Here is a 25,557-nt window from a genome sequence, read left to right on the forward strand (position 1 = left end):
AATGATCACCTCCCGGCGGGTGAAATGCGCGGTCATCCTGCTGATGGGGCTGTTGCCCTGGGCGGTGATGGCCTTGGAGGAACCGCACGATCTGAAACTTCTGGGCCACTCCACCCTTGAGAACCCTTCCCTGGTATTGGACGAAGCCGACTGGCGCTGGTTGCGCGAGCGCCGCACGCTGTCGATGGGGGTGTCGGCTCCCGACTACGCGCCCTTTGACCTGAGCAACAACGAAGAGCTTGAAGGCATCACGGCCGATTATGCGGCGTTAGTCGCCCAGGCGCTGAATATCACGATCGATGTGAAGCGCTATGACACCCGCGATGAGGTAATCGATGCCCTCAAGGCCGGCGCAGTGGATTTTGTGGGGTCGGCCAATGGGTTTGAGGCAGCCGACCCGAAGCTGGTGCTGTCCCGTTCCTACGCCAATGACCAACCCGCGCTGGTGACGCGCGCAGGGGAGAACCATGCGCTGAAGGCTGACCTTGCGGGCAAGCGCGTGGCGATGCTCTATCACTACATGCAGCCCGAGGCTGTCCAGGCTTTTTACCCCGATGCGCAATTGCTCTTGTTTGCCTCGACCTTCGAAGCCATTGGTGCCGTTGCGTTCGGCCAGGCGGATGTGTACCTGGGTGACGCCATCAGCACCCGCTACCTGATCAACAAGAACCATCTTAATAACGTGCGTATGGCGAATTTTTCCGCGTTGGAGGTCAACCCGTTCGGGTTCGCTTTCGCCAAGGACAATACCCGCCTGTTGGGCATCATCAACACCGCGCTGGCCGCCGTTCCGGCTAATCAGCAGATGGAAATCCTGCGCCGTTGGAGTGCCGGCGGCAGCGGATTCCTGGAGGCCGAGCAACTGCGTTTGAGCGAAAGTGAGCAGCGCTGGCTGGAGAAGCATCCACGGGTGAAAGTGGCGGTGCTCGACAAATTCGTGCCGTTGTCTTTTTTCAACGAACACGCGCAATTCGAAGGGTTGAGCTCCGAGGTGCTGTCGCGCATCAGTTTGCGCACAGGCTTGAAATTTGATGTGGCGCGGGGCAGTTCGCTGCCTCAGCAAATTGACCAGGCCAGTGTCGGTCGCGTGGACATGCTGGCGGTCGTCACCCCAAGTGACGAGCGGTCCGAAAAAATCCGATTTACCCGACCTTATTTGTCCAGCCCCTACGTATTGGTGGTACGCGCCGACGATGAGCATCTGGTGACCCTGGAAGATATGCCCGGCAAGCGCATGGCGATTATTCGCGGCAACAGCCTGGCCGCGCAAATCAGCCGGGACTACCCAAACATCGGGTTTGTCGATGTGGAGAACCCAGAGCAGGCCATGGAATTGGTGGCCAAGGGCAGCGTCGATGCGACGGCGGTTTCACTGATCAGCGCGCGCTACATGATCGCCCGCAATTACCGCAAGCGCCTGCGCATCACCAGCACCGTCGGGAGTGAGCCAGCTCGCATTACCTTCGGGGTCAACCGCAGCCAACTGGAGCTGTACTCGATCCTCGACAAGGCCTTGTTGAGCATTACCCCTGAAGAAATGGACGAGCTGACCAACCATTGGCGCAGCGAGATCATCATCGAAGACAACTATTGGATGCGTCACCGCAACATCATCCTCCAGGGGTTTGGCTTGGCCGCGCTGCTGCTGCTGGTCACGCTGGGATGGGTGTTCTACCTGCGCAGCCTGATTCGCAAGCGCGCCCAGGCCGAGCGTGCCTTGAGCGACCAGATGCGTTTTATGAGCGTGCTGATCGATGGTACGCCGCACCCGATCTATGTGCGCGATCGCCTGGGCCGCCTGATGGCCTGCAATAACGCCTACCTGGATGTGTTCGGCTTCAAGTTGGAGGACGTCATCGGTAAGACCGTGGTGGAAACCGACACGGGTAACCCGCCCCAGGCTCAATCGTTCCATGCCGATTATTTGCGGTTGATGGAGTTGGGCGAGCCGCAGGTCCATGACCGTGTGCTCAAGGCGCCCGGCGGCGAGGTGTTGACCATCTACCAATGGATGCTCCCGTACCGTGATAGCAATGGCAGCGTCGTGGGTATGATCGCCGGCTGGGTGGATGTCAGCGAGCGCCAGCGCTTGCTGGGGCAGTTGCAGGAAGCCAAGGAGGAGGCCGACGCCGCAAACCGTGCCAAGACCACTTTCCTGGCGACCATGAGCCACGAGATTCGCACTCCCATGAATGCGGTGATCGGCATGATCGAACTGGCCCTGAAGAATGCCGAGCAGGGCGTGGCTGACCGCGATGCGCTGGAGGTTGCGTCGGTGGCGTCCCGGAGCATGCTGGAGTTGATCGGCGATATTCTCGACATTGCGCGAATCGAATCCGGCCACCTGTCCCTGAGCCTGGAACCGGCCAATCTGTACGAACTGCTGGCCTCAGTGGCGCGGGTGTTCGAGGGGCTGGCGCGGGACAAGGCCCTGGTGTTGCAGGTGGAGCTCGACCCATTGATCGACCGGCCAGTGCTGGTTGACCCGCTGCGCTTCAAGCAGGTGGTGTCCAATGTGTTGGGTAACGCGATCAAGTTCACCACCTCCGGCCAGGTGCGCCTGGGCGCCCAGGGGGCACCGGTGTTGACCGACGACCAGTTGCACCTGCGGTTGTGGGTGGAGGACACGGGTATTGGCATCAGTGCCGAAGATCAGCAGCGTTTGTTCAACCCGTTTATCCAGGGCAGCAACAACGAACAGCCAGCGCGAAGCGGATCGGGCCTGGGGTTGGTGATCAGTCGTAACCTGTGCGAGATGATGGGCGGTCAATTGCACTTGAGCAGTGTGCTGGGTAAGGGCACGCGGGTGGATGTGACATTGACGCTGGCGCTGACCACGGCGGCGCCGGTCAGTGTCCCGGTCCCGCACATTCCGCCAGCACGCGGGTTGAACATTCTGGTGGTGGATGACTACCCGGCCAACCGCTTGTTACTGGCGCGACAGCTGAGTTTCCTGGGGCATCGCATCACTTTGGCCGAGGACGGCGCCCAAGGATTTTCACTGTGGCAGGTCGGGCATTTTGACGGCGTGATCACCGATTGCAATATGCCCTTCAAAGACGGTTATGCGTTGGCGCGTGATATTCGCGCACAGGAACGCCAGCGTGGGCTGGCGCCGTGCCTGATCCTCGGGTTCACCGCCAATGCATTGTCGCAGGAAGCCGAACGCTGCCGGCAAGCAGGCATGGACGGTTGCCTGTTCAAGCCGACCGGGCTTGAGGACCTGCGCCTGGCGCTGGCATCACGGACCGCTGGTGCGCTAACGGATGAAGTGGAGGTGGCGTTTGATTTAAGTTCACTGATCGTGCTGACGCAGGGCGATAAGGATGCCCTCAACGAGCTGCTGACGCCGTTGCTCAGTAGCCTCGAAGAAGACCGTGCGCTGTTGCCGCGCCTGAAATCGCCGGCTGATTTCGCCAGACTCCATGACCTGGCTCATCGCGTCAAAGGGGGCGCGCGCATGGTCAAGGCCCAGGTGTTGATCACGTGCTGCGAGACATTGGAGAGCGTGTGTGAACGGCATGACAGCGATGCAGCGGGCGCCGCGGTAGAGGCGATGGACGTGGCCATCGAACAGTTGCATCACAGCTTGAGCCGTTACGGCAATCAGGCTTGACTGCGGGAGCTGGCCATTCGGTTGATTTGGGAGAACTCCTACACGAAGGGGGAACATGCCTGATTTTGTCTTCGGGATATGTCTGGACAATGGGCCTCGCTCACTGACGAGCGCTGCCTGCCCAGGGGTTTGCCATGCCGAACAAAGCACTGACCATCCTGATTGCTGATGAACAACACCTGCAACGGTTGTACATCGAAAAAATGCTCAATCAGTTGGGGTATCACCGGATCGTGCCGGTGCAAACTTTCGAAGAAATCCAGATTCTCACCGCCATCCCGGCCGAACCCTTCGACGTGCTGATCATCAATGCGGGACTGACGGCCCAAGCCTGTGGGCCTCAGCCCCAGGTGCGCCATGTATTGGTCTACGATCACCTGGATCTCGGCGCACCCCCCGGCGTAGCGCCGGCGGTGCTGGTGCGGCTGCCCGGTGTGCCGGACAACGTCAATCTCGAACATTTCATGGATATCATCGACCCACCCGCGGCCACTGCCGGCCTGCGGGTGTTGCCGTGGCTGCGCGAATTATCCCGCGCACCGGTGGCCGGGGCTTAGTCCCACTTTGGCGCAATGCCCTTGGGGCTGGTCGAGCGCTGGCCCCGCTCCGAAATACCGTCGAATCCGAAAAGGACGCTTGCCTGCATGTCACGAATGGCCAGTGCGCCGGACGCTGTCATGAGGCGCCGTACCTGCGGCAGCAGCGCCTTGATCGATCAGCCTTAAGCGCGCAGGCGCTCGGCAGCCGCACGCAACAACTGCTCGGTGGCGGTCCAGCCGAGGCAGCCATCGGTCACCGACACGCCGTATTTCATCGACGGGCTCAACGGCTGGCAGCCTTCGAACAAATGGCTTTCGAGCATCATGCCGATCAGCGAGGTGTCACCCTGCAAGCGTTGCTCCAGCACATCGTTGAACACGGCAGGTTGGCGCAGCGGGTCCTTGCCGCTGTTGGCATGGCTGCAGTCGACCATGATCCGAGGGGTGACCTTGGACTTGGCCAGGTCGTGTCTTACCCGCGCCACGCTCTGCGCATCGTAGTTCGGCCCACGGTGACCGCCACGCAGTACCAGATGGGTGTCGGGGTTGCCTGAGGTCTGGATGATTGCCGGGTGGCCTTGGCTGTCGACGCCGAAGTGGCGGTGCGGGTGAGACGCCGAGCGCATGGCGTCACAGGCAATCGCGACGCCGCCATCGGTGCCGTTCTTGAAGCCCACGGGCATGCCCAGGCCGCTGGCCATCTCGCGGTGGATCTGCGACTCCGTGGTGCGTGCGCCAATCGCCACCCAACTGAGCAGGTCATCGAAGTAGCCGGCGGCCATGGGTTGCAGCAGCTCGGTGGCGACCGGCAGGCCCAGGCGCAGCATTTCGCGCATCAGCTCGCGGGACAGGGTCAGGCCTGCGGCCATGTCATCGCTGCCATCCAGGCGTGGGTCGTAGGCCAGGCCTTTCCAACCGACAGTCGTGCGTGGTTTTTCGACGTAGGCGCGGATGACCAGCAGCATCTGGTCGCTGACTTCCAGGGCCAGCTTCTTCAGGTTACGGGCGTATTCCATGGCCGACTCCGGGTCATGGATGGAGCACGGACCGACAATGACCAGCAAGCGTGAATCTTCGCCATTGAGGATGGCGCGCACGGCTTGGCGATGGGCGTGGATCTGCTCGTTGAGGAACGGGCTGAGGGGCAACTGGTGCTTGAGCTCAAGTGAGCTGGGCAGACGCTGGGTCAGGGCTTCATTGGCGCTGGCCAGGGCGCTGTTCAAGGCAGAGAGGGGCAGGGCGGCGACGGAGGAGTTCATATTCAAGGCTTCCTGGGCAAGCGGCGGGCTATTCCCGCACGCTTGGCCTACTGGGGTGTTCGACAATTCGCCGTATCGGCTACGTGTGTTGGTTTGCCACCGATAGGTGACCGATCGGAGGCGGCAGGCTGTCCCGAGCGGAGCTTGCTAAATCGCCATGCAGTGCAGGTGTCGTAGCGGTAATAGGTGGCGTAGTTCATGTCGTGATTCCTTTAAGTGTTCTTGATCAAGCTGAAAAGTTTATGGAGACCTGAAAAAACAAAACCCCCGGTCGGGGAGCCGACCGGGGGTTAGATTTCTCTGGTAGGCGACCCCTTGAGTAGTGGGCGCCGATTTCAGGTATCAGGCGCGCCAGTGGCTAAACCAATACCCAAAATAAAAGCTGGCCAGTGCGCTCGAACCGTTCACACGGGTAGCCGACACCGAGCGCTGGGCGCTGGCAGCAGGGCAAACCTGAGTGTGGGTGAGTTGCAACATGGTGTGTCTCCAAATGTATGGGGGGAGCTTACTCGAGCCACGCAGGGAGATTCAATCAGTAATTTCTATTGCGGTGGGGGACTTACGGCTATGGGGTGAGTGCCGATATGCTGTTTGCACTTTGATACTGATTGCTTGGACGCGACCATGACTGCCTTCACCCTTGCTGCTGCTCAATCCATTTCCATCGCGGGCGATGTCCCAGCCAATATTGAACGGCACCTCGCATTTATGCGCACGGCGGCGGAACAGGGTGTGCAATTACTGGTGTTCCCCGAGTTGTCGTTGACAGGGTATGAGCCGTCGCTGGCCGCTGAATTGGCGATTGCGCCAGAGGACAAGGTGCTGGCGCCCCTGCGCGAGATGGCGCGTGAGCTGCAACTGACGGTGGTGGTGGGAATGCCGATCCGACTGACGCCCGAGGCAGGTGTGTTGATCGGTGCACTGGTGCTGGGAGCGGATGGCTCCCTGGCGGTCTACACCAAGCAGCATTTGCATGCCGGCGAAGAGGCTGTGTTCGTTGTAGGGCAGGGCGGTGCGGTCCTTGAGTGGGGGGATGAGCGAATTGCGCTGGCGGTGTGCGCAGACTTTTCCCAAGCCAGTCATCCTCGTGCCGCGGCGCGAGCGGGCGCCACGGTGTATGCCGCCGGAGTGTTGATCAGTGAGGGCGGCTACGCCACAGACAGTGCGCTGCTCCAAGGTTATGCCGCTGAACATGGCCTGCTGGTGTTGATGGCCAATCATGGTGGCCCTTCGGGTGGCTGGGCCTGCGCCGGGCGCAGTGCAATCTGGGCCGCCGATGGCAGTTTGCTTGCCGCGGTACCTGGCGTGGGCGATGCGTTGCTGATTGCTCGCCGCGATGGCGGGCGCTGGGCTAGCCAAGTGATGGCTCTATAAATGGCGTTTCACCTGCGCGCGGCAACGGACCAAGACCTTCCATTTGCCCGAAAGCTGACCCACGAAGCCATGGCTCGCTACTACGTGGAGTATGGGTTGTGGTGGTCTAACGAAGGTTTCGATACGGCCTGGGCCGGCCGGGAAAACTGGCTGATTTGCCGGGACGACAGCGTCTTCGGCTTTATCAGTCTGAGCCGCGACAGTCGGGCCCTCTATATTCGCGAGTTACATATGCTGGAGGCGTATCGCGGATCAGGCGCGGGTAGCTGGGTGTTGGAGCAGATGGCGCTCAAGGCGCAAGCGTTGGGACTATTGCGTTTGACTGTATTCAAGACTAACCCGGCCAGACGGCTTTATCAGCGCATGGGGTTCAGCATCGTTGGTGAAGACGACTGCTTCTGGCGCATGGAGCGTGTTTGTCGCTCAAGCTAAAACGTGCACCTATTCCTTATAAGCGCATACTGGCCTCAGTCGATTTCATGATCGTTGTTCAGGCCTGCAGTCTCAGCAAGGATGATCCCTTCTTTCATGCCCAAAAGGACCGCTACCTTATGGGCCTCCCCACGCCGTCCCTTTTTGCGCCCAGCGAGCACTTGGTAGGTGGTTGCCGGATCAACGCCATGTTCACGGGCGAACGCTTGAACTGACTTTCCCTGATGTTCCAGCCAGGCCTTGGCTTGTGCAGCGGTACGGATTCCGGGCATAGTTCAAAACCGTTCAAGTTTGTTTAATAAAGAGATGAGCGTGTCACCTCTTGGGGTGTGCCAAATAGGATCATACATCCAAATGAGTGGAATCGGTTCGCGTTTAAGGCAAGAAAGGGAGCGGCTTGGCTTGTCGCAAAAAGTGTTTGGTGAGATCGGGGGCGTTGAAGCCAACGCACAAGGTAAATACGAAAGTGGAGGGCGTGCACCTAAGGCCGATTACTTGTCTCGTGTCGCCGAAAGAGGTGTGGATGTGCTGTACGTGTTGACTGGCGCAGCCACGCCCATTCAGTGGGAGAATTTGAGCCAGATCGAAGAGAAAGTTCTCGGGGACTATCGCGCAATGTTCGAGGAAGACCAGGCTGCGATCCGTCGCCTGACGTCAACGTTGGCCGAGCACTCGATTGCGATGAATGGAAAAGCCAAGCCACAGCCCCAGGATTCCTGACGCTTTGCCCAGCAATTAAGCCATCCGCCGCTCGGCGGATGGCTATCGCTCAATCAATCTCTTTCTATATGACGCGTGCTATTAGGTCTGCGCCTTGGTTTTTTGCTAAGGTGTTCAGCAACCTATAAGACCATTTCGCGAGGTGTCTGCTTGATTAGGGTGCTAGTAGTCGATGACCATGATCTCGTTCGTACAGGCATTACACGAATGCTGGCTGACATCGATGGCCTGCAAGTAGTCGGTCAGGCCGAGTCAGGTGAGGAATCCCTGATCAAGGCCCGGGAGTTGAAACCCGATGTGGTGTTGATGGACGTCAAGATGCCTGGGATCGGCGGTCTTGGCGCTACGACCAAATTGCTACGCAGCCATCCGGACATCAAGGTCGTGGTGGTGACCGTGTGCGAGGAAGATCCGTTTCCGACACGCTTGCTGCAGGCCGGCGCTGCGGGATACCTCACCAAAGGTGCGGGCTTGGCGGAAATGGTCCAGGCCATTCGCCTGGTGTTTGCCGGCCAGCGCTATATCAGCCCGCAGATCGCCCAGCAATTGGCTATCAAGTCCTTCCAGCCCACCAGCGACTCGCCGTTTGATGCGCTGTCGGAGCGGGAAATCCAGATTGCCTTGATGATTGTCGGTTGCCAGAAGGTGCAGACGATCTCCGACAAGCTGTGCCTGTCGCCCAAGACCGTCAACACCTACCGTTATCGCATTTTCGAGAAGCTCGCCATCAGCAGTGATGTAGAATTGACCTTGCTCGCGGTGCGTCACGGCATGGTGGACGCCAGCGCCTGACATGACCACACCGTTTGATCCGAGTGCCTTTCTCTCAACCTGCAGTGGCCGCCCTGGCGTGTACCGCATGTTCGACAGCGAGGCACGCCTGCTTTACGTTGGTAAAGCCAAAAACCTCAAAAGTCGTCTGGCGAGTTACTTTCGCAAGACCGGTCTCGCGCCGAAAACCGCCGCCCTGGTGGCGCGTATCGCCCAGGTCGAAACCACCATCACCGCCAACGAAACCGAAGCGCTGCTGCTTGAGCAGACGCTGATCAAGGAATGGCGGCCGCCCTACAACATTCTGCTGCGTGACGATAAATCCTATCCCTATGTGTTTTTATCCGACGGTAACTTCCCACGCCTGAGCATTCACCGTGGGGCGAAGAAGGCGAAGGGCAAGTACTTTGGGCCTTATCCCAGCGCCGGGGCCATTCGTGAAAGCCTGAGCCTGCTGCAAAAAACCTTTTTTGTGCGCCAGTGCGAAGACAGTTTCTATAAGAACCGTACCCGGCCCTGCCTCCAGTACCAGATCAAGCGCTGCAAGGCGCCCTGTGTGGGGTTGGTTGAGCCGGCGGAGTACGCCGAGGATGTGCGCCATTCGGTGATGTTTCTCGAGGGACGCAGCAATGCGCTCACTGATGAGCTTTCCACAGCCATGGAGCAGGCGGCCAGTACCCTGGATTTTGAACGTGCCGCCGAGCTGCGCGACCAGATTTCGCTGCTGCGCCGTGTCCAGGACCAGCAAAGCATGGAAGGCGGCACCGGCGACGTCGACGTGATCGCGGCCTTCGTCAACCCGGGCGGTGCCTGCGTGCACTTGATCAGCGTGCGCGGTGGGCGGGTGCTGGGCAGCAAGAACTTCTTTCCGCAGACCGGTATTGACGAGGAAGTCGCCGAAGTCATGGCCGCTTTCCTCGGCCAGTATTACGTGAGCAGCCCCGAGCGCGACCTGCCGTCGGAGTTGATCGTCAATGTGGTGCACGAAGACTTCCCCGCGTTGATCGAAGCGATCCACGAACTGCGCGGCCGCGAGCTGGACATCAGCCACCGTGTACGCGGGACCCGCGCGCGCTGGCAGCAACTGGCGGTGACCAACGCCGAGCAAGCCCTGAGCGCGCGCCTGGCTAACCGGCAGCACGTCGCCGCCCGCTTTGACGCCCTGGCTGAAGTCCTTAACCTGGAAGAGCCACCCCAGCGCCTGGAGTGCTACGACATCAGCCACTCCAGTGGCGAGGCCACGGTGGCGTCCTGCGTGGTGTTCGGACCGGAAGGGCCGATCAAGTCCGATTACCGGCGCTACAACATCGAAGGCGTCACCGCTGGCGATGACTACGCCGCCATGCACCAGGCCCTCACGCGCCGCTTCAGTAAGTTGAAGGACGGCGAGGGCAAGTTGCCGGATATCCTCCTGGTCGACGGCGGCAAGGGCCAGTTGTCGATGGCCCGTGATGTGCTCAACGAGCTGGCGGTGCCGGACCTGATCCTGCTGGGCGTGGCCAAGGGCGCGACGCGCAAGGCGGGTTTCGAGACGTTGTACTTGAATGATGCCGCCCATGAGTTCACTTTGAAGGGCGACTCGCCCGCGTTGCATTTGATTCAACAGATTCGCGACGAAGCCCACCGTTTCGCCATTACCGGCCATCGCGCCCGTCGTGGCAAAACCCGGCGAACCTCAACCCTGGAAGGGGTGGCAGGGGTAGGCCCGACGCGGCGTCGCGACTTGCTTAAACATTTTGGTGGCTTGCAGGAGCTGTCCCGTGCCAGCATTGACGAGATAGCCAAAGCACCCGGTATCAGTAAAAAGCTCGCTGAGCTGATTTATGCGAATCTGCATAGCGAATAGAATGCCTTTCCACCTCGTAGCCAGTTGTGCCGATGAATATCCCTAATCTGATTACCGTTCTACGTGTCCTGCTCATCCCGATTTTCATTTTGTTGTTCTATTTACCGTACGAATGGAGTTATCTGGCCTCCAGTTCAGTGTTTGCCTTTGCGGCCGCCACCGACTGGCTCGACGGTTACCTGGCGCGCCGCCTCGAGCAGAGCACGCCCTTCGGCGCGTTCCTCGACCCTGTGGCTGACAAGCTGATGGTGGCCGTCGCCCTGGTCCTGCTGGTGCAGGAGCACGGGAACCTGTGGCTGACCCTGCCGGCCGCCGTGATCATCGGCCGCGAGATCGTCGTGTCGGCCCTGCGCGAATGGATGGCCGAAATCGGCGCCCGTGCCCACGTGGCTGTGTCCAACATGGGCAAATGGAAAACCGCCGCGCAAATGCTCGCGCTGGTCATCCTGCTGGCCAACCCGTCGGACTTCTCGTTCTGGGTACTGACTGGCTATGCCTTGCTGCTGATCGCAGCGGGCCTGACCCTGTGGTCCATGCTCCAATATCTGCGCGCCGCCTGGCCGCATCTGCGCACCACCGTTGAAAAGAAATAAAACTTTTTTGAATCAAGGGGTTGACGGGTGCTGAGGATTCTATAGAATGCGCATCACCAAGCGGGAATAGCTCAGTTGGTAGAGCACGACCTTGCCAAGGTCGGGGTCGCGAGTTCGAGTCTCGTTTCCCGCTCCAAATATTGCGCTACAGAGTTCCACTGAATTCTGTAAGTGATTGAAATAAGGACCTTCGGGTCCTTTTTTCGTTCCGGCGGGAACCACTGAAATCCAGCACTATCCGGTGCGTTTAAGTCCAGGATTGAGTCCAGAATTTTGATGAGCACTGAATCGGTTTATTGCTGGAGCAGATTGTATAGCGAGAGGAGCATCTGGCCCTGACTTTGTTCAGGAACTTGCGATGGCACTCTCAGAAACGACAGTTCAGCAGCGACAGATTTTTGTGGACATTTTGACTCATGGGCAGTTGGAGGGTGAGATCGAGCAGCATGTCGATTTCGATCTGCTGGCGTGGTATTACTTTGGAGTATTACAGGCCATTGTAAATCTGCCTTCAGTCGGTGTTACTAGCCAGACACTTGCCCGCCTCATTGACCTGGCAATGCTGGCGTGGCCTAAAAATCATATATAGAAATAGCCGCGTATGTCTGCCGCTGTGGGGGACATCCGTCAGCCCAGGGAGCGCATCGCACAATAAATATTATTGATCAAAAAACTTGGCGGATGCTCTTTCAACGCTAAAGAAAAGTTCTGCATCTGGGTATTTTATTTTCATGCGGTTTTGAAGTTCTGCGCGGTTTTTTGATTTTGAAAGTTCTTCTTCAAATGCTAAAAGATATTGTTTTGTGAAATTAATTGCGCTGTAGGCATCAAGCTTTTTATTCGGGAAGTTATGCCCTGGGATGACGATGTTAGGCGTTAGCTGTGCAAGCGCATCGAGATTTTGAACCCAGCGCTTTCGACTCTCAGGAGTCGTTTCTACGGTATAGACGTGCATTTGGTCATAGGCCATGTCACCCACAACCGCGACGCGCTCTTCTGGAAACCAAAGGTAGGAGTTCTCATCAGTGTCCCCCTGGAGATGTTTACGGATCTCGATTTTTGTACCTTCAATACTGAGTTGATCCCCATCAAACCTAGTGATGGGGACTTCACGGGTAGCTGCCTTTGACGACAGTAGCCCATGCCATTTTTCAAGCTTGGCCTTGTACACCTCATCTATACGGCTCGCGACCTTAGAGTTGGCTAAGATCTCCACACGTGGAAAGGCGTCCTTAAAAACCTCTAAACCGAGGAAGTGGTCAGCATGCTCGTGAGTAATATAAATTTGCTTGAGGTCCTTTTTGAGTGACCGTATCAAATTGAGGACTTCGAGCGCATTCGCTCGGGTAAGCTGTGCGTCAATTAGTAAGAGTTCGTTATCGCCCTCAACAACCACCGAGTTATCAAAAAATCCATCGTCCTCTGAGGTGAATACATGAAAATTTAGATTGAGGACTTTGGCTGATTGGTTGGCGGAAGCTATTCCCGCTCCGAGCAGAAGGGCGCAAGTTAATAATAACTTCTTAATAAATGCTGTTTTTTCCATGTGCAATATGCCTTTTGCTGTGCTATCGATTTTATTATGCTTATGTTGGAACGATCGATTCAGAATGTCAAGGTCTTGTCACTTTGATGACCAAGTTGTCCGCTTACGCACCTTTGCGACTCTAAAGGGAAGTCTTCCTACAATGCTGATTCACATCCAGGCGGGTGAGGGGGAAGGCAACCCGTCCTACGCAACTAGTGATGGTTCGGAAACATGGATGACGGCCGCTATTCATTGAGGCCGGAAGATTTGCGCCCGCATCAGCTCAATCTGAAAACGCGTAGTCACGTTGATCGTGGATCCGCCCTCAGAAAAAGCGGGATCGATGGCCCAGCCTGAGCCGTCGTCAATCTGTGGTCAGTCGCGCAGCGTTGTGCCGCATTTGGTCTAAATAGTCAGCCCATTTGTTGAGCCGCTTCCCGGCGCTGTACCTGCAGTTGGGCGCGCATGCATACACGGCACCTAGCGCTCTGGGCAGGGATATCGCGAGCGCTGGATACCAGTGGAATTTGACGGACGGCGGCGGACTGATTCTTTTAATAACTTCATGTTATTAAAGGTTTTTTTAATCTATTGAAACTCCTTCACAGGATGTCCGGGTCCCGAAAAACATTTTGACAGGACTCTAGATCAACGGCTTTAGGCTGGAGTTTCTTATCGACGCCCCCAATTTCTCCCCCCCCCCCGGGCGGGCCTTACTCGAAGCGAGTGGAGAACTTCGTCAGCGAGTAAGCCAATTTAACGCTTAATGGTCGCCTTCGCTAAGGCCTCAGCACCTTCGCGTTTATTTCGCGAGACTGCCCCGTAGAAGGAACAGCGCAAGCGCGATCAGGCAGGCTGTCGTCTGTACACCGCCCAGTGCCGTGACCGGCGCGAATGTTAGTACCGATACCAGCCAGGTCGTCAGCGCAGCCGCCCCCATGGAAAAAAAGCCCAGCAGGGCGGAAGCCATCCCGGCTTCCTTGCCGAAAGGACCCATGGTGATGGCTGTGCCCAGTGGATTGGCCAGGCCCATGCCCCAAAGAAACGTGACCATTGAAAGGGCATACCACCCAAGGCTCGGATCGGAAGGGCCTGCGAGGAGTAGCCCTGCGCCTGTCACGGCACAGGCAATACCGAGTGTGGTAATGAGTCTCGGACCGTAACGGTGCGCCAGGCGCGGGGCCGCCATGCCAGCTGCGAACACAACGAATACCGTGCAGGCGAAGTACAGGCCTGTCTGCAACGACGTCAGGCCGATCCCTTTCATCAAAATAGCGGGGGCGGCGGCGAATGACGCGAACAGTCCGCTCATCAGCAGGCTCATCGAAAGGGCTGGCAGGATGAAGCGCTTATCGAGCGTCAACCGCCAATAGGCTTGCATTACAGTCTTGGCTGAATGCGGCGAGCGTCGGTCGGCTGGATGGGTTTCACCAAGACCGCGAACGTAGAAAAAGGCGAGCGCTATGGCCGCTAGCCCTACCAGGATAAAAATTGCCCGCCATCCGAGCGTGATCGACATCAGGCTCCCGGCCAGGGGTGAAAAACCTGGCGCTGCGGCGGTGGCAATCATGGTCAGCGACAAGGCACGAGCGAGTGACTCTCCCTCAAACAGATCCCGTGCAATTGCGCGCGACAACACAGAGGCGGCGCACACACCCAATGCCTGGATGACGCGCCCTGCAATTAGCGTATCGAGTGTGGTGGCGAGGCCTCCAATGACGGTGCCTACTACGAAGATCGCGAGCCCGCCCAGCACCAGCTTCTTGCGCCCGTAGCGGTCAGCGAGTGGCCCGACAACCAACTGGCCCAGTGCGAAGACGATGAAGAAGCTGGACAGCGTCAGTCCAAGCTCGCGAGCGTCTACCCCCAAGTCGTCACCGATGACGGGAAACGCCGGCAGAATGATGTTCGTAGACAGCGTGCTGATAGCCGCTAAACCTGCAAGCAACGCCACAATTCTCCCGGTCAGTGGCTGGCTTATTGGTCGCGATGGGTCGCTGATTACCGCCAATGTGCCTTTAGCCTCCATGCGTCACCTCCCGTGCCGGCGGTATAAAAATAATGGGAGTGGCGTCGCCTTGGAGGCCAACCTGTCGATAGACAAAGGATGTATTTTTGACATCGGCCACCTGGCTTGAAAAGTGGGTACTAGTTTTTGTCATGGATTTGAATCCGCTGGATTTTTTATTTCCAAGGGTCTTTAGGTTCAAGCGTACGCCCGAAAAATTAGTCCCCTGCGGTGTCGTCCGCGTCGTCGCCAAGGCATTCGATGCAAGCATCCAGGAGATCGTGCAATGTGGCGACGCGCTCGGTGCCCAACAGCTCGTTGAGTGCGGTTTGCGCGAGCTTCCAGGCGCGCTGTGCTTCAGCGCGTTTCGCGTGTCCAGCCTCAGTTGCGTCGACAAGACGGCTGCGCGAATCATCGCCTGCACCGACCTTCAGCAAGCCTTGGGCCGCCAAAGGCTGAAGGTTCCTGGTCAATGTCGACGCATCCATCTGCATACGCTTTGCCAGATCACTGGGACGAATTGGCCCTAGCTTGACGACATGCGATAGCAGCGCGTACTGCGTGTTTTTCAACCCGGTTTCTGCGACATAGTGGTCGTAGTGACGCGTCACCATGCGTGTGAGCTGGCGAAGCTTAAGGTTGGTGCATCCTTGTGGCTTGATCGGTTTCTTCATGCGGTTTATTGTATCTACAACTATTGTATATGCAAGTATTTGAAGAAGGAGCCACTGATGGATGTCAATCAGGTTGTTGCGCGATGGATTGAGGAGGAACAGATCGTCCGTGCTCGCCTTCAGGCACCTGATGCGATGCCCAGAGGGCAAGCTTTCAACCTCTCGGGGATGGAAGTCTTCGAGGCGATCTTTGCCGGGGAGTTACCCCCTCCACCTATCGGAGACACCCTCGACTTTTTGCCGATGTACATGGAACCCGGCGTCGCCGTCTTTCAAGGTCGGCCCGGGCGCAGGCATTACAACCCTATGGGCTCCGTACACGGTGGCTGGTTCGCGACGCTACTGGACTCGGCGGTGGGCTGCGCCGTGCATACAACTCTGGCGGTAGGCAAAGGCTATACCACGCTTGAACTGAAGATTAATGTGGTGCGTGCCTTGACCGATGCGGTGCCGTTGGTGCGTGCTGAGGGCAAGGTGATTCATGTCGGGAGCCAGGTCGCCACGGCCGAGGGGCGGATTGTCGGCCCTGATGGAAGGCTATACGCGCATGCCACCACGACATGCCTGATTTTCGATCACCACACAACCCCTTCGATGAGCGCTGATGTCCGAGGCTGACATCGTTGTTTGGGCCCGGTCTCAACGCCGATCGGCACCTGCGGCGACGCGCTCAAAGGCTCCTGATTTGATTAACGGAGAACACATGAAATACCTATCATTCGGCAAGACGGGCTTGCAGGTTTCGCAGGTCGCTCTTGGTACGGGTAACTTCGGTACCGGCTGGGGTCATGGCGCCGATCAGGATACCAGCAAGGCGATTTTCAACGCATACGTCGAAGCGGGCGGCAACTTTATCGATGGCGCAGACGTTTATCAGTTTGGGCAATCAGAAGAACTGCTCGGTACCCTGCTGGAGGGGCGGCGCGAGAACTTCGTACTCGCGACCAAATACACCAAGGGTGCACAGTCAGACGCTAACCGGCTTGTCACCGGCAACAGTCGCAAGGCGATGGTAGCCTCGTTGGAGGCAAGCTTGAAACGTCTGCGGACTGATCGCATAGACCTCTACTGGGCGCATTGGCCGGATAATGTCACACCTGCCGAAGAAATCGTTCGAGGGTTCGAGGATCTGGCGCGCGCGGGCAAGATTCTTTACGCCGGCCTCTCCAACTTCCCAGCTTGGCGGCTATCGCGGGCAGTCACCCTCGCCGAACTCACCCATGCGGTGCCGATTGCCGCAGCACAGTTCGAGCACAGCTTGGTTCGGCGTGAACCTGAGTCTGATTTGTTTCCAGCCTCTCATGCGTTGGGGCTAGGAATCGTCACCTGGTCCCCACTGGGCGGGGGCATGCTAACCGGCAAGTATCGCAACGGTGAGAAGGGACGTGCTGAAGCGTTTGGTGGCAAGGTTTTCCAGCCGGAGAACAGCGAGCATCGTACTAAAGTGCTCGACACAGTGATCGCGGTCGCTGACGAACTTGGCGTCAATCCAGGACAGGTCGCAATCGCCTGGGCGGGTACGCACGGCTCGGTTCCCATCATTGGCCCCCGGTCAGTTACCCAGCTCACCGACAACCTCGGTGCACTGTCGGTCGAACTTTCGGCGCAGCAAATCAGTCGCCTTGACGCCGTTAGCAGCCTGCCTCCTTCTGCGACAGCAAGGACGCCCATTCCCTGGGCTACGGGCAATGCAAGTCAGGCCGTTGCCTGATGTATTTGATACTCGACATACCAACTCAGGTGCGCCCTGGATTTTCGGAGTTATACGCCGTTTGGGCGAATAGCTAAATCATTCTGACGGCTAAGAAGCGCAGATCGGTTGAGTACATAGATCTCTGAACGAGGGCTGACGGGGTCACGCGACGGCTTACATGTTCGTCCCCAAGGATGTCATACAACGAAACGGCTTTGCTCCATGGGCTGGATCAAGCTGATGAGGCCCCGGCGATCATCGAGACGATGCCCTACTTTTTACGCGTCGTGAACGAAGACACCGTGCTTCAGGAGCGGCGGTTGCGGGTCACAATGTACTCCGGGAAAGCATGCTCGCAATCCGCGACAGGTTTGGCCGCCGTCCTTTCATGGCTAGATTTCTGTCAGTTTTAGGCCGGGCATCGCCATGAAGGAGGGAGTGCTCAGGTAGAACAGCGAGGTATCTCTTGTATAGGAACGATGCCGCGGAACCGCGCGTCCCTGCGCTTTTGCATCAATGCCCCTTGAATTCGAGCTCCAGACGCGGCGTACCGGCCTTCAGGGCCTTGATGGCCGAAGCAAGCCCGTTCTTCACGTCTTCTGTCTCGAACAAGGGCATGGCAATGTTAAACATCACATCGTCGGCCGCCTGGATACCGCCGTTTGCCCAGGCTCGCAACAAGGCTTTGTGAGCTGCGTGGGCGCGCGTGGGGCCATGCACAAACTTCGCGGCGAACGCATGCGCCGTTGCAAACAGCTCGGCATCGGCGACGACGCGGTTGATTACGCCGAAGCGCTCTATCGTCGCGGCGGGGACACGCTCGGAAGTCAGCGCCCATTCCATGGTACGTACGCGTCCTGCACGTTCGGCGACGCGGTAGATGCCGCCCAACAGGGTCACTAAGGCAAGCGACTGTTCCGGATGGCAGAATGTTGCGCTTTCGGCGGCAAAGATTACATCGGTACGCAACGCCAGTTCGAAACCACCGCCTGCGCACAAGCCTTGCACCACGGCGATGACAGGCAAGGGCAGACGTTCGAAGCGATTGAAGACGTCCATGTAACCCTCGAAGCGTGCACGCAACTGGCGGGGGGGGGGCATCGGGCCAGGACATGATGTCGCCGCCAAAGCTGAAGCTCTCGCCTTCGGCGCGCACCAGCACGACGCGTGCGTCGCTGCGTTCGATCGCGCTGACTGCCGTAGCCAGTTCGTCAACCATCTGGTCGTCGATGCGGTTTTGCGGCGAGCGATCAAGAATGATCGTTGCTATGCCGTTCTCGATGGTATGGGTGAGATGAGACACGTCGGGCTCCTGCGTGGTCGCAAGTTGAGGTTAGGAGAGGTGTTCCTTGAACCAGTCCAGCGCGGCGGTACTTGATTGATCGAATCTGGTGATGTACGGATCGAAGTGGCCGCCGGGGATCGTCACGAGGCGCTTCGGCTCAAGGGCGCGTTGGTAGGCAGCCAGCTCAAGATCGGTCAGCGTGATCGCGTCCTGCAGCGCGACGATCATCAGCAGCGGCGTGGGGGACACGCGCGCAATCCACGTGCCCGGTTCGTACATGCGCGCAGCGCGCGTCGAGCGCACCGTGACGCTGTTCTCCCAGGCGCCGTCGGGTACAGGCTGCAGATAGAACTCGATGGCTTCCTGGGTGCGGTACGAAGCAGGGACGGCCGGATCGGCGCTGACGATTGCCTGTCTACGCGGAGGCTCGCCGCGTGCTTGCGCGCGCTCGTCCGCCGCGAAGGCATCCTCGATGGCGGCGACAGCATCGGGCGGAATGCGGCGCAGTCCTTGCTCGAAGCCGCTGATCGTCGGCACCTGCGCGACGACGGCGCGCAAGCGGCGTTCGGTTGCGCCAAGCACGAGTGCGTGACCGCCGGAATAGCTCGTGCCCCATAAGCCGATGCGCTTCGCGTCGACGGCGTCCTGGTCTTCGAGGAAGCTGATCGCGCGTCGCCAATCGGCGATCTGACACCATGGGTCGATATCCTGGCGCGGCATGCCTTCGCTGGCGCCGAAATTGCGGTGATCGTGCAGGAGGACGACAAAGCCGTTGGAGGCAAATTTCTCTGCGAATGGCTCCAGGCCGTGTTCCTTCACGCCGGCATAACCATGCGTCATCGTGATGGCTGGATAGGGGGCGGTGCCGCCGGTAGGTACATAGAGCCAGCCGCGCAGCGTGACGCCGCCCTCGGCTACGAACGCGATATCGGTACGCCGAAACATGGAAAGTCTCCTTGTAGAAAGAGGTCAGGCGGCGCCGTAAAACCTACGCGCAGTGGCAGTTCATGCCTTTCACCTTTTTGTCTCGGTCACTCGATGCCAGGTCAATTGCCTGGTCGCTCAAACGTGAAGAGCTGCTCCGCGCCGATTTCGAAATAGTCGGCCGGCCCACCTCCGCGCAGGATCGGGCGCCTACAGTGCCTCAGGCCCGGTGCGCGTGCGCAACACCATGGTCGAAGTGATGGCTGCATTCATCCCGATACCCGTCCAGAACATGGTGTCGGATCGGAGCCACATGAGCGCCACGCCTGAGAAACGAACGAGACATTCGTTTCGAGTCAATTCCGCTGCACCGTTTCCAAGAACAGGGCAGTTTCGTATTTCTTACTTGTTTACCCAAGGCATGGAGAGGTCAATGTCAGAGACCAGCTTGCCACCGCCGAAGCTCATGTTCTCCAAGGGAACGGCATACATGATCAGGCTGATATCGTCCTGGCTGACGCCCACCTTTTCTACCGCGTAACGGGTGACCAACTCCGCGAGCTTGCGTTTCTGCTCCACTGTCCTGCTCATGCCTATCGTCACCGTTACGACCATGCGCTTGTCAGATCTCTTCATGTCAGGAAAAGTCGGATGGATGAAAAGCTCATCGTCCTTGTGCTCACTGATGATGACGAAGCGGTCATCCTTGGGCGTATCCATGGCTTCATGAAGAGCGAGATTCAAGGCATCCGCCAGCGCGCGTTTTTCTTCGCCAGAGAATTTATGAGCTGGAATGTGGGCGTGAAAAATTGGCATGAGTGTTTCCTCAGTTGTGTTGTTCAGCTAATACGCGGCGACGAATTGGCCCCGACTTAGCTAAAGAAATCCTGACCGAGTGTTTCTTCGAGTCGCTCTTTCAGGCCAGCCGAGAACTCACGAACGACGGGGAACGGGCTTTGAAAGAGCTTGATATTGTGGACAAGGCCAGACTCATTCCGAGTGATGATGGTGGTGCCGGCGATCGGCTTACCACCGTGGATGGCATCCCACTCAAGGTAAGTCTTCGCACCGTCAACCGTCTCCGCGGTGAACACGAAGTCTTCGTACATCGTACTCGTCGCGGAAAAGAATGCACCGATGGATGTCGGGCCGACCACGGTCTTGCTTAGGGCTGAGGTCTGAAGGCTGGCGTCAGCAGTGAACGACTTCGCGAAGTCGCTCGTTCCTTTCTTCTTGACGATTTGCATCCATGCTGTTCCCGGTGGGTTGGTGTCAGTAGTCATTACAATCTCCTATCTAGTGTCTGCAGTTTTTGCAGTGTGCGTGCGCGTGCTAGTCAGCGAGGTGCTCGACGAGGAACTCGCCGGCTCTTTGGAGTGCGTCGTGGGCCTGAGGTAAAGAGGCTGTCTGAATGTGCCAGACATGCAGCATCTCCGGCCAAACCTCAAGGTGTGACTCGCCGCCGGCAGCGCGCACCTTTCGGTCAATTTCAAGCGCGTCGTCGAGAAGTACTTCGTCACTCCCGACATGTATGAGCAGCGGAGGAAAACCGTGCATGTCGGCGAACAGGGGGGAGATGCGCGGATCCTTCAAATCGTGGTCACCGGCGTAAGCCTCTACCATCTCCCGCATCGCGCTCGCGTTGACCATTGGGTCGCGGTGAGCCAGTTGCGTTAACGAGGGCAGCGTTAGCGTTAAGTCTGCCCATGGGCTAATTAGTAGCGCTGCTCGCGCGTCCTTGTGACCCTTCGAGGCTGCATAGGCCAGAACGTTGAGAGCCATGCCACCACCACTGGAGTCACCTGTCACGGCGAATGGCTTGCCAAGCGCACGCAGTGCTTCGTAGCCGCGGATGGACTCGTCGTAGGACGCCGGAAATGGGTGCTCGGGTGCCTTGGAGTGGTCCAGTACGATGACCTGGGACTTCGCCGCTCGAGACAGCTCTCCGAGCATGCCCAAATGCGAGGCAGGAGAGCCAGCCACCCAGCCACCACCATGGAAATGGTAGATGACTCGGTCCTTAGAAGCGCCAGGAGCCGTAATCGCCACCGCAGCTACGCCACCGAGTTGGATCGTCTCGACGGTTAGGTCGGCCGCCGGCGGGTTCGCTTGTGAAATGGCCTCCATGCCGACGCGGAGCGTCTCGATGGTGCGTACGGGATGCGCAAAGTCGAAGGCGAACATCGCATCCCGAAGCTCACGGACGGAAGATGAATCGTAAGTCATGGTCAGTTCACTCCAGGTTGAGGAAAGTCGCCGGTACCCAGTCATAGCCTTCGCCGTTGTCGGCTTTGCGAAGACGGCCCAGGCCAGGGAACGGCATGTGGGCTGCGGCAATCATCGTCTTGTCCGCAGCGAGTTTCACCAGGAGGTCTTCACGCGTTTTGACGGCCGACGCGCTGTCTGAGTCGAAGACGATGCTGATTTCTGGATGCGGCATTTGGACGGCGCCCACATGTGCTACGTCGCCCCAGACCAGCAGCGACTGACCCTTTGAGGAAATCATGTAGCCGGTGTGACCGGGCGTGTGGCCGGGGATGGCATACGGTGCAATACCGGGGACGATTTCGGCCATGCCTTCGTACGGCTTCCATTTGCCTGCAGCGATGTAAGGCGCGGCGCCATCCTGTGCGACTTTGAAGAAGATTTTTGCGTCTTCCGGGGCCTTGGCCATGATGTCCTTCGACAGCCAGAAGTCGGCGTCGGCCTTCGTCATCATCACGGTCGCGTTCGGAAAGACGCGTTTCCCGTTTTGGTAAATACCGCCAGCATGGTCAGCGTGAAGATGAGTCAGTAGAACCAGGTCGATCTGCTCCGGTTTATAGCCGGAGGCCTTCAAGTTCTGCGTGAGCTTGCCCAAAGTGGGAGGCCCCCAGTGGCCGCCTGCACCGGTATCAATCAGAACGAGTTTGGAGCCAGTGTTGACGAGGAAGCCTTGGACGGTTGCCGAAACATGCTTGAGATCGTTTTGGAAGGAGCGCGCCAAGAGGGACTGAATGAGCGAGGGATCACCGTGTAGGAGGCTGGAGTCGATACTACCGCCGCCGTCATAGAGCGCGGTGACTTCATAGTCGCCAATCATCGTGCGGTAGAAGCCCGGAACCTGCTTGTGTTGCATCGGCGCTGCAGCTTGGACCGGTGCTACAGCAGCGAAGGCACCCGCGAATGCTAACGATAGCGCGAGCAAGGTGCGCGAAGTGATGGTGGATAATTTCATCGTGTTCTTAACCATTGTGTGTGGTGGGTATGTAGGTACGTACAGCTGTAATGATCTTTGGTAAAACGCCAGCTCATCGTGCGATGTGGTTGTTTACCGCCTTTGCGGCCATACGCAGCATCGAATTGCCGGTGTTACCCGTGATGAAGGCCCGGATGTTCGATTCTTTTACCGATCCGCCTGAGCGGCTATAGCGCTTGCAATATGCAAGTGGTTGAATAATATTCGAGCACCTTGCACAATGCAAGTGGAAATTCAAGGAGAGTAGCTGTGCAACAAACAAGACGATCGGGCTGCCCGATCAACCTGACGCTTGAGCAGATCGGCGACCGCTGGAGCCTGATCGTTATCCGCGATGTCATGTTCGAGAACAGACGCAGTTATGGCGTCCTGCTGGAGAAAAACCAGGAAGGCATCGCCACGAACATCCTCGCAAGCAGGCTGAAGCATTTGACTGCGTCTGGCCTGCTGACACGATGCCCGGATCCGAATCATCAGCAGAAAGGGATTTACAGCCTCACGGAAGCGGCGATACAGCTTGTCCCTCTGCTCGCGCATGTGGCTGCCTGGGGTGTTCGGCATACGCATCCGAGCAAGGAAGCGTCTTTGCGCGCGGAGGTGCTGGAAAAGGGCGGCCCTTCACTTTGGAGCGCCTTTATGGATGAACTACGTTACTTGCATCTCGGTGCACCGCGTCCGGAGCGCTCAGTATTGGACGAGCTCCGGGCCGACGACGAGCAGGTGATCGCTACTTAGTACCAATCTTTGGCGTCACGACATACATCATAGGGTGCAAGGCTATCCATGCTCGAATAGCTTCAGCCTTGCGCGAGATGGGGCGCCATCGAGCGCACGCTGTTCATTTTTCAGCAGACTTAAAAGCGTGAAACTGTATCGTCAAGTGCATGCAGGGTCGGCCCTTTTTCTGCGCTTGGCGGTGCGGCTCCTGCCCTTGTACGTCTGTGTGTTGATGTTCCCTTTACCGTATACGGCATTCTCGCCGTCAAGGGTTGTGCACGCCTTGCGCGCGTCACCGCCGCGCCCGGCAGGGGGGCAGTCGAAGGTAGCTGTTTTGCGCTCCAGTACTGCACGTATGCCGCAAACAAAGTCGTCGCTGGCGGCGCAACGAGCCACCTGCACGGCTTCAGCCACGAGTTGCTCGTCGAAGCCGGGGTAGGCGGCGCGGTTGATCAGTGCCTTGCTGCCCGCCATGGCCTCGGCCGGACCTGCGGCCACAGCGCCAGGCCAGCCCGGCCACTGCGCCGCGGGTCTGCACGATCACCGGTTTACGTGCTTGCAGCAGCAGGTTGGGCAGGCGCACGCCGTAGAGCAGCTTGCGCTCATAGATGCTGAAGCGCTCTTCCGGCGACAGCGCCAGCGTATCGTTGAATTTCTTTACGTCGCCACCGGCGCTGAAGTGCTCCCCTTCGCCGCGGATGATGATGCACTTGACCAAGGGGGCGCGCTCGACGGCACGGAATTCCTCGATCAGCGACTCGATCAGTTCTGGGCTGAGGGCGTTACGGACGTCGGGTGGTTGAGTACCGAAGTGGCGACGCGGTTTTCCACCGTGCGCTTGATAAGGTCGGACATGGGGGGGCGAGCAAATCGGTGACAGTGCTGCGCGTTGCCTGCGGCTCGGCCCAAGGCACGTCCCACTCGGCCCAGAGGTTGGCTTGCACCTTGGGCACCCCCACCGGGGTGTTGCCCCGGTTGGCCGCAACCGTGCTTTTGGTCAGTTGTGCATCCAGCAGCGTCACCCCGCCGAGCAGGCGTGTGCAAAAGTGGGGCTGGTCGGATACCAAGGAACAGTCCGCATTGCTCGGTGGCGAATACGATCTGAGCGACAACCTCACCGTGTTCGCCCATGCAGGGGGCGGCAAGTCGGATGTGAAACGCATGTCCGACCAGGTGCCGCGCATCCTCAATGCTGCCGGTGACACCAGCAACGTTCCGGGCTATTACAAGTTCAACGTCGACCGTTCTACCGCCGATGTGGGGATGCGCGGGCTCTTCGCCACCGGCACGACAATCCTCTCCAATATCTACCACCCGGTGGACACGCCCAAGCAATACATCAACGCGCCCAAGGTGTTGCGAATCTCCGAGTCGGAGCTTTCCGGCGTGGCGTTGACCGATACCCTGGAGATGCTGGATGACCGTTTCCAACTGACCCTGGGCGTGCGCCGGCAGTTTATCGAGTCACGTAATTACACTGCCGCTGGCTCCGTCAGCTCTCGTTACAGCGCCAACGCCACCACACCGTTGCTGGGTGTGGTGGTCAAGCCCTGGGAGGACGTTTCCCTCTACTACAACTACGTCGAAGGGCTGAGCAAAGGCGATGCGGCACCCGGCACGGCGAGCAACGCCGGGGAAACCTTTGCGCCGTATGAGTCCAAGCAGCACGAACTGGGGGTGAAGTATGAACACGACACCTTCATGACCACGCTGGCGTTGTTTCAGATCGAGAAACCTGCCGGTGAACTGGGCGCCAATGGCGTGTATTCGGTGCAGGCCGAACAGCGCAACCGTGGCCTGGAACTCAGCGTGTTCGGCGAAGTGGCCACCGGCACCCGTTTGATGGGGGGCGTGACCTTTCTCGATGGCGAGCTGACCAAGTCGGCGACTGCCGCTAACCAAGGCAACAAGCCGGTCGGCGTGCCTGACATCCAGGCCAACCTGTGGGCGGAATACGACACCCCCTGGCTGGAAGGTTTCACCCTCACCGGTGGTGCGATCTACACCGACAGCTAATACGTCAACCAGGCCAATACTCAGGAACTCGACGCCTGGACCCGCATTGACGCCGGTGCGCGTTATTCCACCAAAATAGAAGGGCGGCCGACGACATTCCGCGCCACGGTGCAGAACGTATTCGACCGTGAGTATTGGTCTGGCGTGGCCTCTTATGGTGCGTTTTCCTCGAGGTATCCGCGTACCTTGCAACTATCGGCTACGGTCGATTTTTGACGGGAGCCGGTATGGAGCAATCATGCACCAGCAATAACCTGAAGCCTTGCTGACCCCCCATCGTCAATGCCCCGAATACGCCATTGTTCAAAGGTGCGCAGGGGTTTA

The 25,557-nt window shown here is 58.4% G+C and carries 24 protein-coding genes, 1 tRNA gene and 2 pseudogenes; 14 read left to right on the top strand and 13 right to left on the bottom strand.

Annotated features, from left to right (window positions below):
- The first annotated feature begins 1 nt into the window (after position 1).
- Positions 2 to 3,616 carry a transporter substrate-binding domain-containing protein gene (locus ACHPFG_RS11220; RefSeq protein WP_431702429.1) on the top strand — a complete coding sequence of 1,205 codons (3,615 nt, stop codon included), beginning with the start codon at positions 2 to 4 and terminating at the stop codon, positions 3,614 to 3,616.
- 134 nt (positions 3,617 to 3,750) lie between these two features.
- Complete coding sequence (locus tag ACHPFG_RS11225; protein ID WP_431702431.1) at positions 3,751 to 4,173, top strand: chemotaxis protein CheY; 423 nt, start codon at positions 3,751 to 3,753, stop codon at positions 4,171 to 4,173.
- Positions 4,174 to 4,337: 164 nt separating this feature from the next.
- On the opposite strand, the gene ACHPFG_RS11230 is transcribed toward ACHPFG_RS11225, so the two are convergent.
- Positions 4,338 to 5,414, bottom strand: coding sequence for a 3-deoxy-7-phosphoheptulonate synthase (locus ACHPFG_RS11230; protein ID WP_431702434.1), 1,077 nt, complete (start codon positions 5,412 to 5,414; stop codon positions 4,338 to 4,340).
- Between the two features lie 624 nt (positions 5,415 to 6,038).
- Here ACHPFG_RS11230 and ACHPFG_RS11235 point away from each other — a divergent pair.
- A complete protein-coding gene (locus ACHPFG_RS11235) occupies positions 6,039 to 6,788 on the top strand; it encodes a carbon-nitrogen hydrolase family protein (RefSeq protein ID WP_431702436.1) in 750 nt (249 codons plus the stop codon).
- The gene (locus ACHPFG_RS11240; protein ID WP_431702438.1) at positions 6,789 to 7,220 is read left to right on the top strand and encodes a GNAT family N-acetyltransferase; all 432 of its coding nucleotides are present in this window, start codon (positions 6,789 to 6,791) and stop codon (positions 7,218 to 7,220) included. It abuts the gene before it with no gap.
- 35 nt (positions 7,221 to 7,255) lie between these two features.
- Here ACHPFG_RS11240 and ACHPFG_RS11245 read toward each other — a convergent pair whose 3' ends face one another.
- Positions 7,256 to 7,492, bottom strand: a complete 237-nt coding sequence (locus ACHPFG_RS11245) for a DNA-binding protein (protein ID WP_131698887.1) — start codon at positions 7,490 to 7,492, stop codon at positions 7,256 to 7,258.
- Positions 7,493 to 7,574: 82 nt separating this feature from the next.
- On the opposite strand from ACHPFG_RS11245, the gene ACHPFG_RS11250 reads away from it, so the two are divergent.
- The 6 genes from ACHPFG_RS11250 (at position 7,575) to ACHPFG_RS11275 (ending at position 11,739) form a co-directional block, all read left to right on the top strand.
- Complete coding sequence (locus tag ACHPFG_RS11250) at positions 7,575 to 7,940, top strand: helix-turn-helix domain-containing protein (RefSeq protein WP_431702440.1); 366 nt, start codon at positions 7,575 to 7,577, stop codon at positions 7,938 to 7,940.
- 150 nt (positions 7,941 to 8,090) lie between these two features.
- Positions 8,091 to 8,732, top strand: a complete 642-nt coding sequence (gene gacA, locus ACHPFG_RS11255) for a response regulator transcription factor GacA (RefSeq protein WP_003190387.1) — start codon at positions 8,091 to 8,093, stop codon at positions 8,730 to 8,732.
- A 1-nt stretch (position 8,733) separates the two neighbouring features.
- Entirely contained in the window at positions 8,734 to 10,557 is a 1,824-nt protein-coding gene (uvrC, locus tag ACHPFG_RS11260) for an excinuclease ABC subunit UvrC (protein WP_131698885.1), read from the top strand.
- A 32-nt stretch (positions 10,558 to 10,589) separates the two neighbouring features.
- Complete coding sequence (gene pgsA / locus ACHPFG_RS11265; RefSeq protein WP_027603207.1) at positions 10,590 to 11,150, top strand: CDP-diacylglycerol--glycerol-3-phosphate 3-phosphatidyltransferase; 561 nt, start codon at positions 10,590 to 10,592, stop codon at positions 11,148 to 11,150.
- Positions 11,151 to 11,210: 60 nt separating this feature from the next.
- Positions 11,211 to 11,286: transfer RNA gene (locus tag ACHPFG_RS11270), tRNA-Gly, on the top strand.
- Between the two features lie 222 nt (positions 11,287 to 11,508).
- Complete coding sequence (locus ACHPFG_RS11275; protein ID WP_431702443.1) at positions 11,509 to 11,739, top strand: hypothetical protein; 231 nt, start codon at positions 11,509 to 11,511, stop codon at positions 11,737 to 11,739.
- 69 nt (positions 11,740 to 11,808) lie between these two features.
- On the opposite strand, the gene ACHPFG_RS11280 is transcribed toward ACHPFG_RS11275, so the two are convergent.
- The 3 genes from ACHPFG_RS11280 to ACHPFG_RS11290 form a co-directional block, all read right to left on the bottom strand.
- The gene (locus ACHPFG_RS11280; RefSeq protein WP_431702445.1) at positions 11,809 to 12,696 is read right to left on the bottom strand and encodes an MBL fold metallo-hydrolase; all 888 of its coding nucleotides are present in this window, start codon (positions 12,694 to 12,696) and stop codon (positions 11,809 to 11,811) included.
- Positions 12,697 to 13,480: 784 nt separating this feature from the next.
- The gene (locus ACHPFG_RS11285; RefSeq protein WP_431702447.1) at positions 13,481 to 14,707 is read right to left on the bottom strand and encodes a multidrug effflux MFS transporter; all 1,227 of its coding nucleotides are present in this window, start codon (positions 14,705 to 14,707) and stop codon (positions 13,481 to 13,483) included.
- Positions 14,708 to 14,904: 197 nt separating this feature from the next.
- A complete protein-coding gene (locus tag ACHPFG_RS11290; RefSeq protein WP_431702449.1) occupies positions 14,905 to 15,360 on the bottom strand; it encodes a MarR family winged helix-turn-helix transcriptional regulator in 456 nt (151 codons plus the stop codon).
- Positions 15,361 to 15,417: 57 nt separating this feature from the next.
- Here ACHPFG_RS11290 and ACHPFG_RS11295 point away from each other — a divergent pair, with 57 nt between their 5' ends.
- Together ACHPFG_RS11295 and ACHPFG_RS11300 are read left to right on the top strand one after the other, a co-directional pair.
- Positions 15,418 to 15,978: a PaaI family thioesterase gene (locus ACHPFG_RS11295; protein ID WP_431702451.1), complete on the top strand. Its 561-nt coding sequence runs from the start codon at positions 15,418 to 15,420 to the stop codon at positions 15,976 to 15,978.
- Positions 15,979 to 16,063: 85 nt separating this feature from the next.
- Positions 16,064 to 17,071, top strand: a complete 1,008-nt coding sequence (locus tag ACHPFG_RS11300; RefSeq protein ID WP_431702453.1) for an aldo/keto reductase — start codon at positions 16,064 to 16,066, stop codon at positions 17,069 to 17,071.
- A 495-nt stretch (positions 17,072 to 17,566) separates the two neighbouring features.
- On the opposite strand, the gene ACHPFG_RS11305 is transcribed toward ACHPFG_RS11300, so the two are convergent.
- The 7 genes and pseudogenes from ACHPFG_RS11305 to ACHPFG_RS11335 form a co-directional block, all read right to left on the bottom strand.
- Entirely contained in the window at positions 17,567 to 18,112 is a 546-nt protein-coding gene (locus ACHPFG_RS11305; protein ID WP_431702455.1) for an enoyl-CoA hydratase/isomerase family protein, read from the bottom strand.
- Between the two features lie 64 nt (positions 18,113 to 18,176).
- A pseudogene (locus ACHPFG_RS11310) lies at positions 18,177 to 18,356 on the bottom strand (hypothetical protein); the annotation flags it as partial.
- A gap of 30 nt (positions 18,357 to 18,386) precedes the next feature.
- On the bottom strand, positions 18,387 to 19,283 hold the full coding sequence (locus ACHPFG_RS11315) for an alpha/beta hydrolase (RefSeq protein WP_431702457.1): 897 nt from the start codon (positions 19,281 to 19,283) through the stop codon (positions 18,387 to 18,389).
- A 381-nt stretch (positions 19,284 to 19,664) separates the two neighbouring features.
- Entirely contained in the window at positions 19,665 to 20,078 is a 414-nt protein-coding gene (locus ACHPFG_RS11320; protein ID WP_431702459.1) for a tautomerase family protein, read from the bottom strand.
- A 56-nt stretch (positions 20,079 to 20,134) separates the two neighbouring features.
- Complete coding sequence (locus ACHPFG_RS11325; RefSeq protein ID WP_431702461.1) at positions 20,135 to 20,545, bottom strand: hypothetical protein; 411 nt, start codon at positions 20,543 to 20,545, stop codon at positions 20,135 to 20,137.
- Between the two features lie 49 nt (positions 20,546 to 20,594).
- Complete coding sequence (locus ACHPFG_RS11330; protein WP_431702463.1) at positions 20,595 to 21,488, bottom strand: alpha/beta hydrolase; 894 nt, start codon at positions 21,486 to 21,488, stop codon at positions 20,595 to 20,597.
- 7 nt (positions 21,489 to 21,495) lie between these two features.
- Positions 21,496 to 22,479 (bottom strand): MBL fold metallo-hydrolase, encoded by a 984-nt coding sequence (locus ACHPFG_RS11335; RefSeq protein ID WP_431702465.1) that lies wholly within the window; start codon positions 22,477 to 22,479, stop codon positions 21,496 to 21,498.
- 270 nt (positions 22,480 to 22,749) lie between these two features.
- Here ACHPFG_RS11335 and ACHPFG_RS11340 point away from each other — a divergent pair, with 270 nt between their 5' ends.
- Positions 22,750 to 23,235 carry a winged helix-turn-helix transcriptional regulator gene (locus ACHPFG_RS11340; protein WP_431702467.1) on the top strand — a complete coding sequence of 162 codons (486 nt, stop codon included), beginning with the start codon at positions 22,750 to 22,752 and terminating at the stop codon, positions 23,233 to 23,235.
- A gap of 388 nt (positions 23,236 to 23,623) precedes the next feature.
- On the opposite strand, the gene ACHPFG_RS11345 is transcribed toward ACHPFG_RS11340, so the two are convergent.
- Positions 23,624 to 24,097, bottom strand: a complete 474-nt coding sequence (locus ACHPFG_RS11345) for an enoyl-CoA hydratase/isomerase family protein (RefSeq protein WP_431703464.1) — start codon at positions 24,095 to 24,097, stop codon at positions 23,624 to 23,626.
- Between the two features lie 161 nt (positions 24,098 to 24,258).
- Here ACHPFG_RS11345 and ACHPFG_RS11350 point away from each other — a divergent pair.
- Positions 24,259 to 25,449: pseudogene (locus tag ACHPFG_RS11350) on the top strand (TonB-dependent receptor); the annotation flags it as partial.
- Between the last annotated feature and the right edge of the window lie 108 nt (positions 25,450 to 25,557).

The sequence above is a fragment of the Pseudomonas sp. BR20 genome, from assembly GCF_050780135.1.
Lineage (GTDB): Bacteria > Pseudomonadota > Gammaproteobacteria > Pseudomonadales > Pseudomonadaceae > Aquipseudomonas.

Coding starts and splice junctions, on each gene's coding strand:
- ACHPFG_RS11285 (WP_431702447.1), bottom strand. CDS start 14,707: ATGGAGGCTAAAGGCACATTGGCGGTAATCAGCGACCCATCGCGACCA.
- ACHPFG_RS11290 (WP_431702449.1), bottom strand. CDS start 15,360: ATGAAGAAACCGATCAAGCCACAAGGATGCACCAACCTTAAGCTTCGC.
- uvrC (WP_131698885.1), top strand. CDS start 8,734: ATGACCACACCGTTTGATCCGAGTGCCTTTCTCTCAACCTGCAGTGGC.
- ACHPFG_RS11230 (WP_431702434.1), bottom strand. CDS start 5,414: ATGAACTCCTCCGTCGCCGCCCTGCCCCTCTCTGCCTTGAACAGCGCC.
- ACHPFG_RS11245 (WP_131698887.1), bottom strand. CDS start 7,492: ATGCCCGGAATCCGTACCGCTGCACAAGCCAAGGCCTGGCTGGAACAT.
- ACHPFG_RS11325 (WP_431702461.1), bottom strand. CDS start 20,545: ATGACTACTGACACCAACCCACCGGGAACAGCATGGATGCAAATCGTC.
- ACHPFG_RS11295 (WP_431702451.1), top strand. CDS start 15,418: ATGGATGTCAATCAGGTTGTTGCGCGATGGATTGAGGAGGAACAGATC.
- ACHPFG_RS11240 (WP_431702438.1), top strand. CDS start 6,789: ATGGCGTTTCACCTGCGCGCGGCAACGGACCAAGACCTTCCATTTGCC.
- pgsA (WP_027603207.1), top strand. CDS start 10,590: ATGAATATCCCTAATCTGATTACCGTTCTACGTGTCCTGCTCATCCCG.
- ACHPFG_RS11220 (WP_431702429.1), top strand. CDS start 2: ATGATCACCTCCCGGCGGGTGAAATGCGCGGTCATCCTGCTGATGGGG.
- ACHPFG_RS11235 (WP_431702436.1), top strand. CDS start 6,039: ATGACTGCCTTCACCCTTGCTGCTGCTCAATCCATTTCCATCGCGGGC.
- ACHPFG_RS11335 (WP_431702465.1), bottom strand. CDS start 22,479: ATGAAATTATCCACCATCACTTCGCGCACCTTGCTCGCGCTATCGTTA.
- ACHPFG_RS11315 (WP_431702457.1), bottom strand. CDS start 19,283: ATGTTTCGGCGTACCGATATCGCGTTCGTAGCCGAGGGCGGCGTCACG.
- ACHPFG_RS11275 (WP_431702443.1), top strand. CDS start 11,509: ATGGCACTCTCAGAAACGACAGTTCAGCAGCGACAGATTTTTGTGGAC.
- ACHPFG_RS11330 (WP_431702463.1), bottom strand. CDS start 21,488: ATGACTTACGATTCATCTTCCGTCCGTGAGCTTCGGGATGCGATGTTC.
- ACHPFG_RS11320 (WP_431702459.1), bottom strand. CDS start 20,078: ATGCCAATTTTTCACGCCCACATTCCAGCTCATAAATTCTCTGGCGAA.
- ACHPFG_RS11250 (WP_431702440.1), top strand. CDS start 7,575: ATGAGTGGAATCGGTTCGCGTTTAAGGCAAGAAAGGGAGCGGCTTGGC.
- ACHPFG_RS11305 (WP_431702455.1), bottom strand. CDS start 18,112: ATGGACGTCTTCAATCGCTTCGAACGTCTGCCCTTGCCTGTCATCGCC.
- ACHPFG_RS11280 (WP_431702445.1), bottom strand. CDS start 12,696: ATGGAAAAAACAGCATTTATTAAGAAGTTATTATTAACTTGCGCCCTT.
- ACHPFG_RS11300 (WP_431702453.1), top strand. CDS start 16,064: ATGAAATACCTATCATTCGGCAAGACGGGCTTGCAGGTTTCGCAGGTC.
- ACHPFG_RS11225 (WP_431702431.1), top strand. CDS start 3,751: ATGCCGAACAAAGCACTGACCATCCTGATTGCTGATGAACAACACCTG.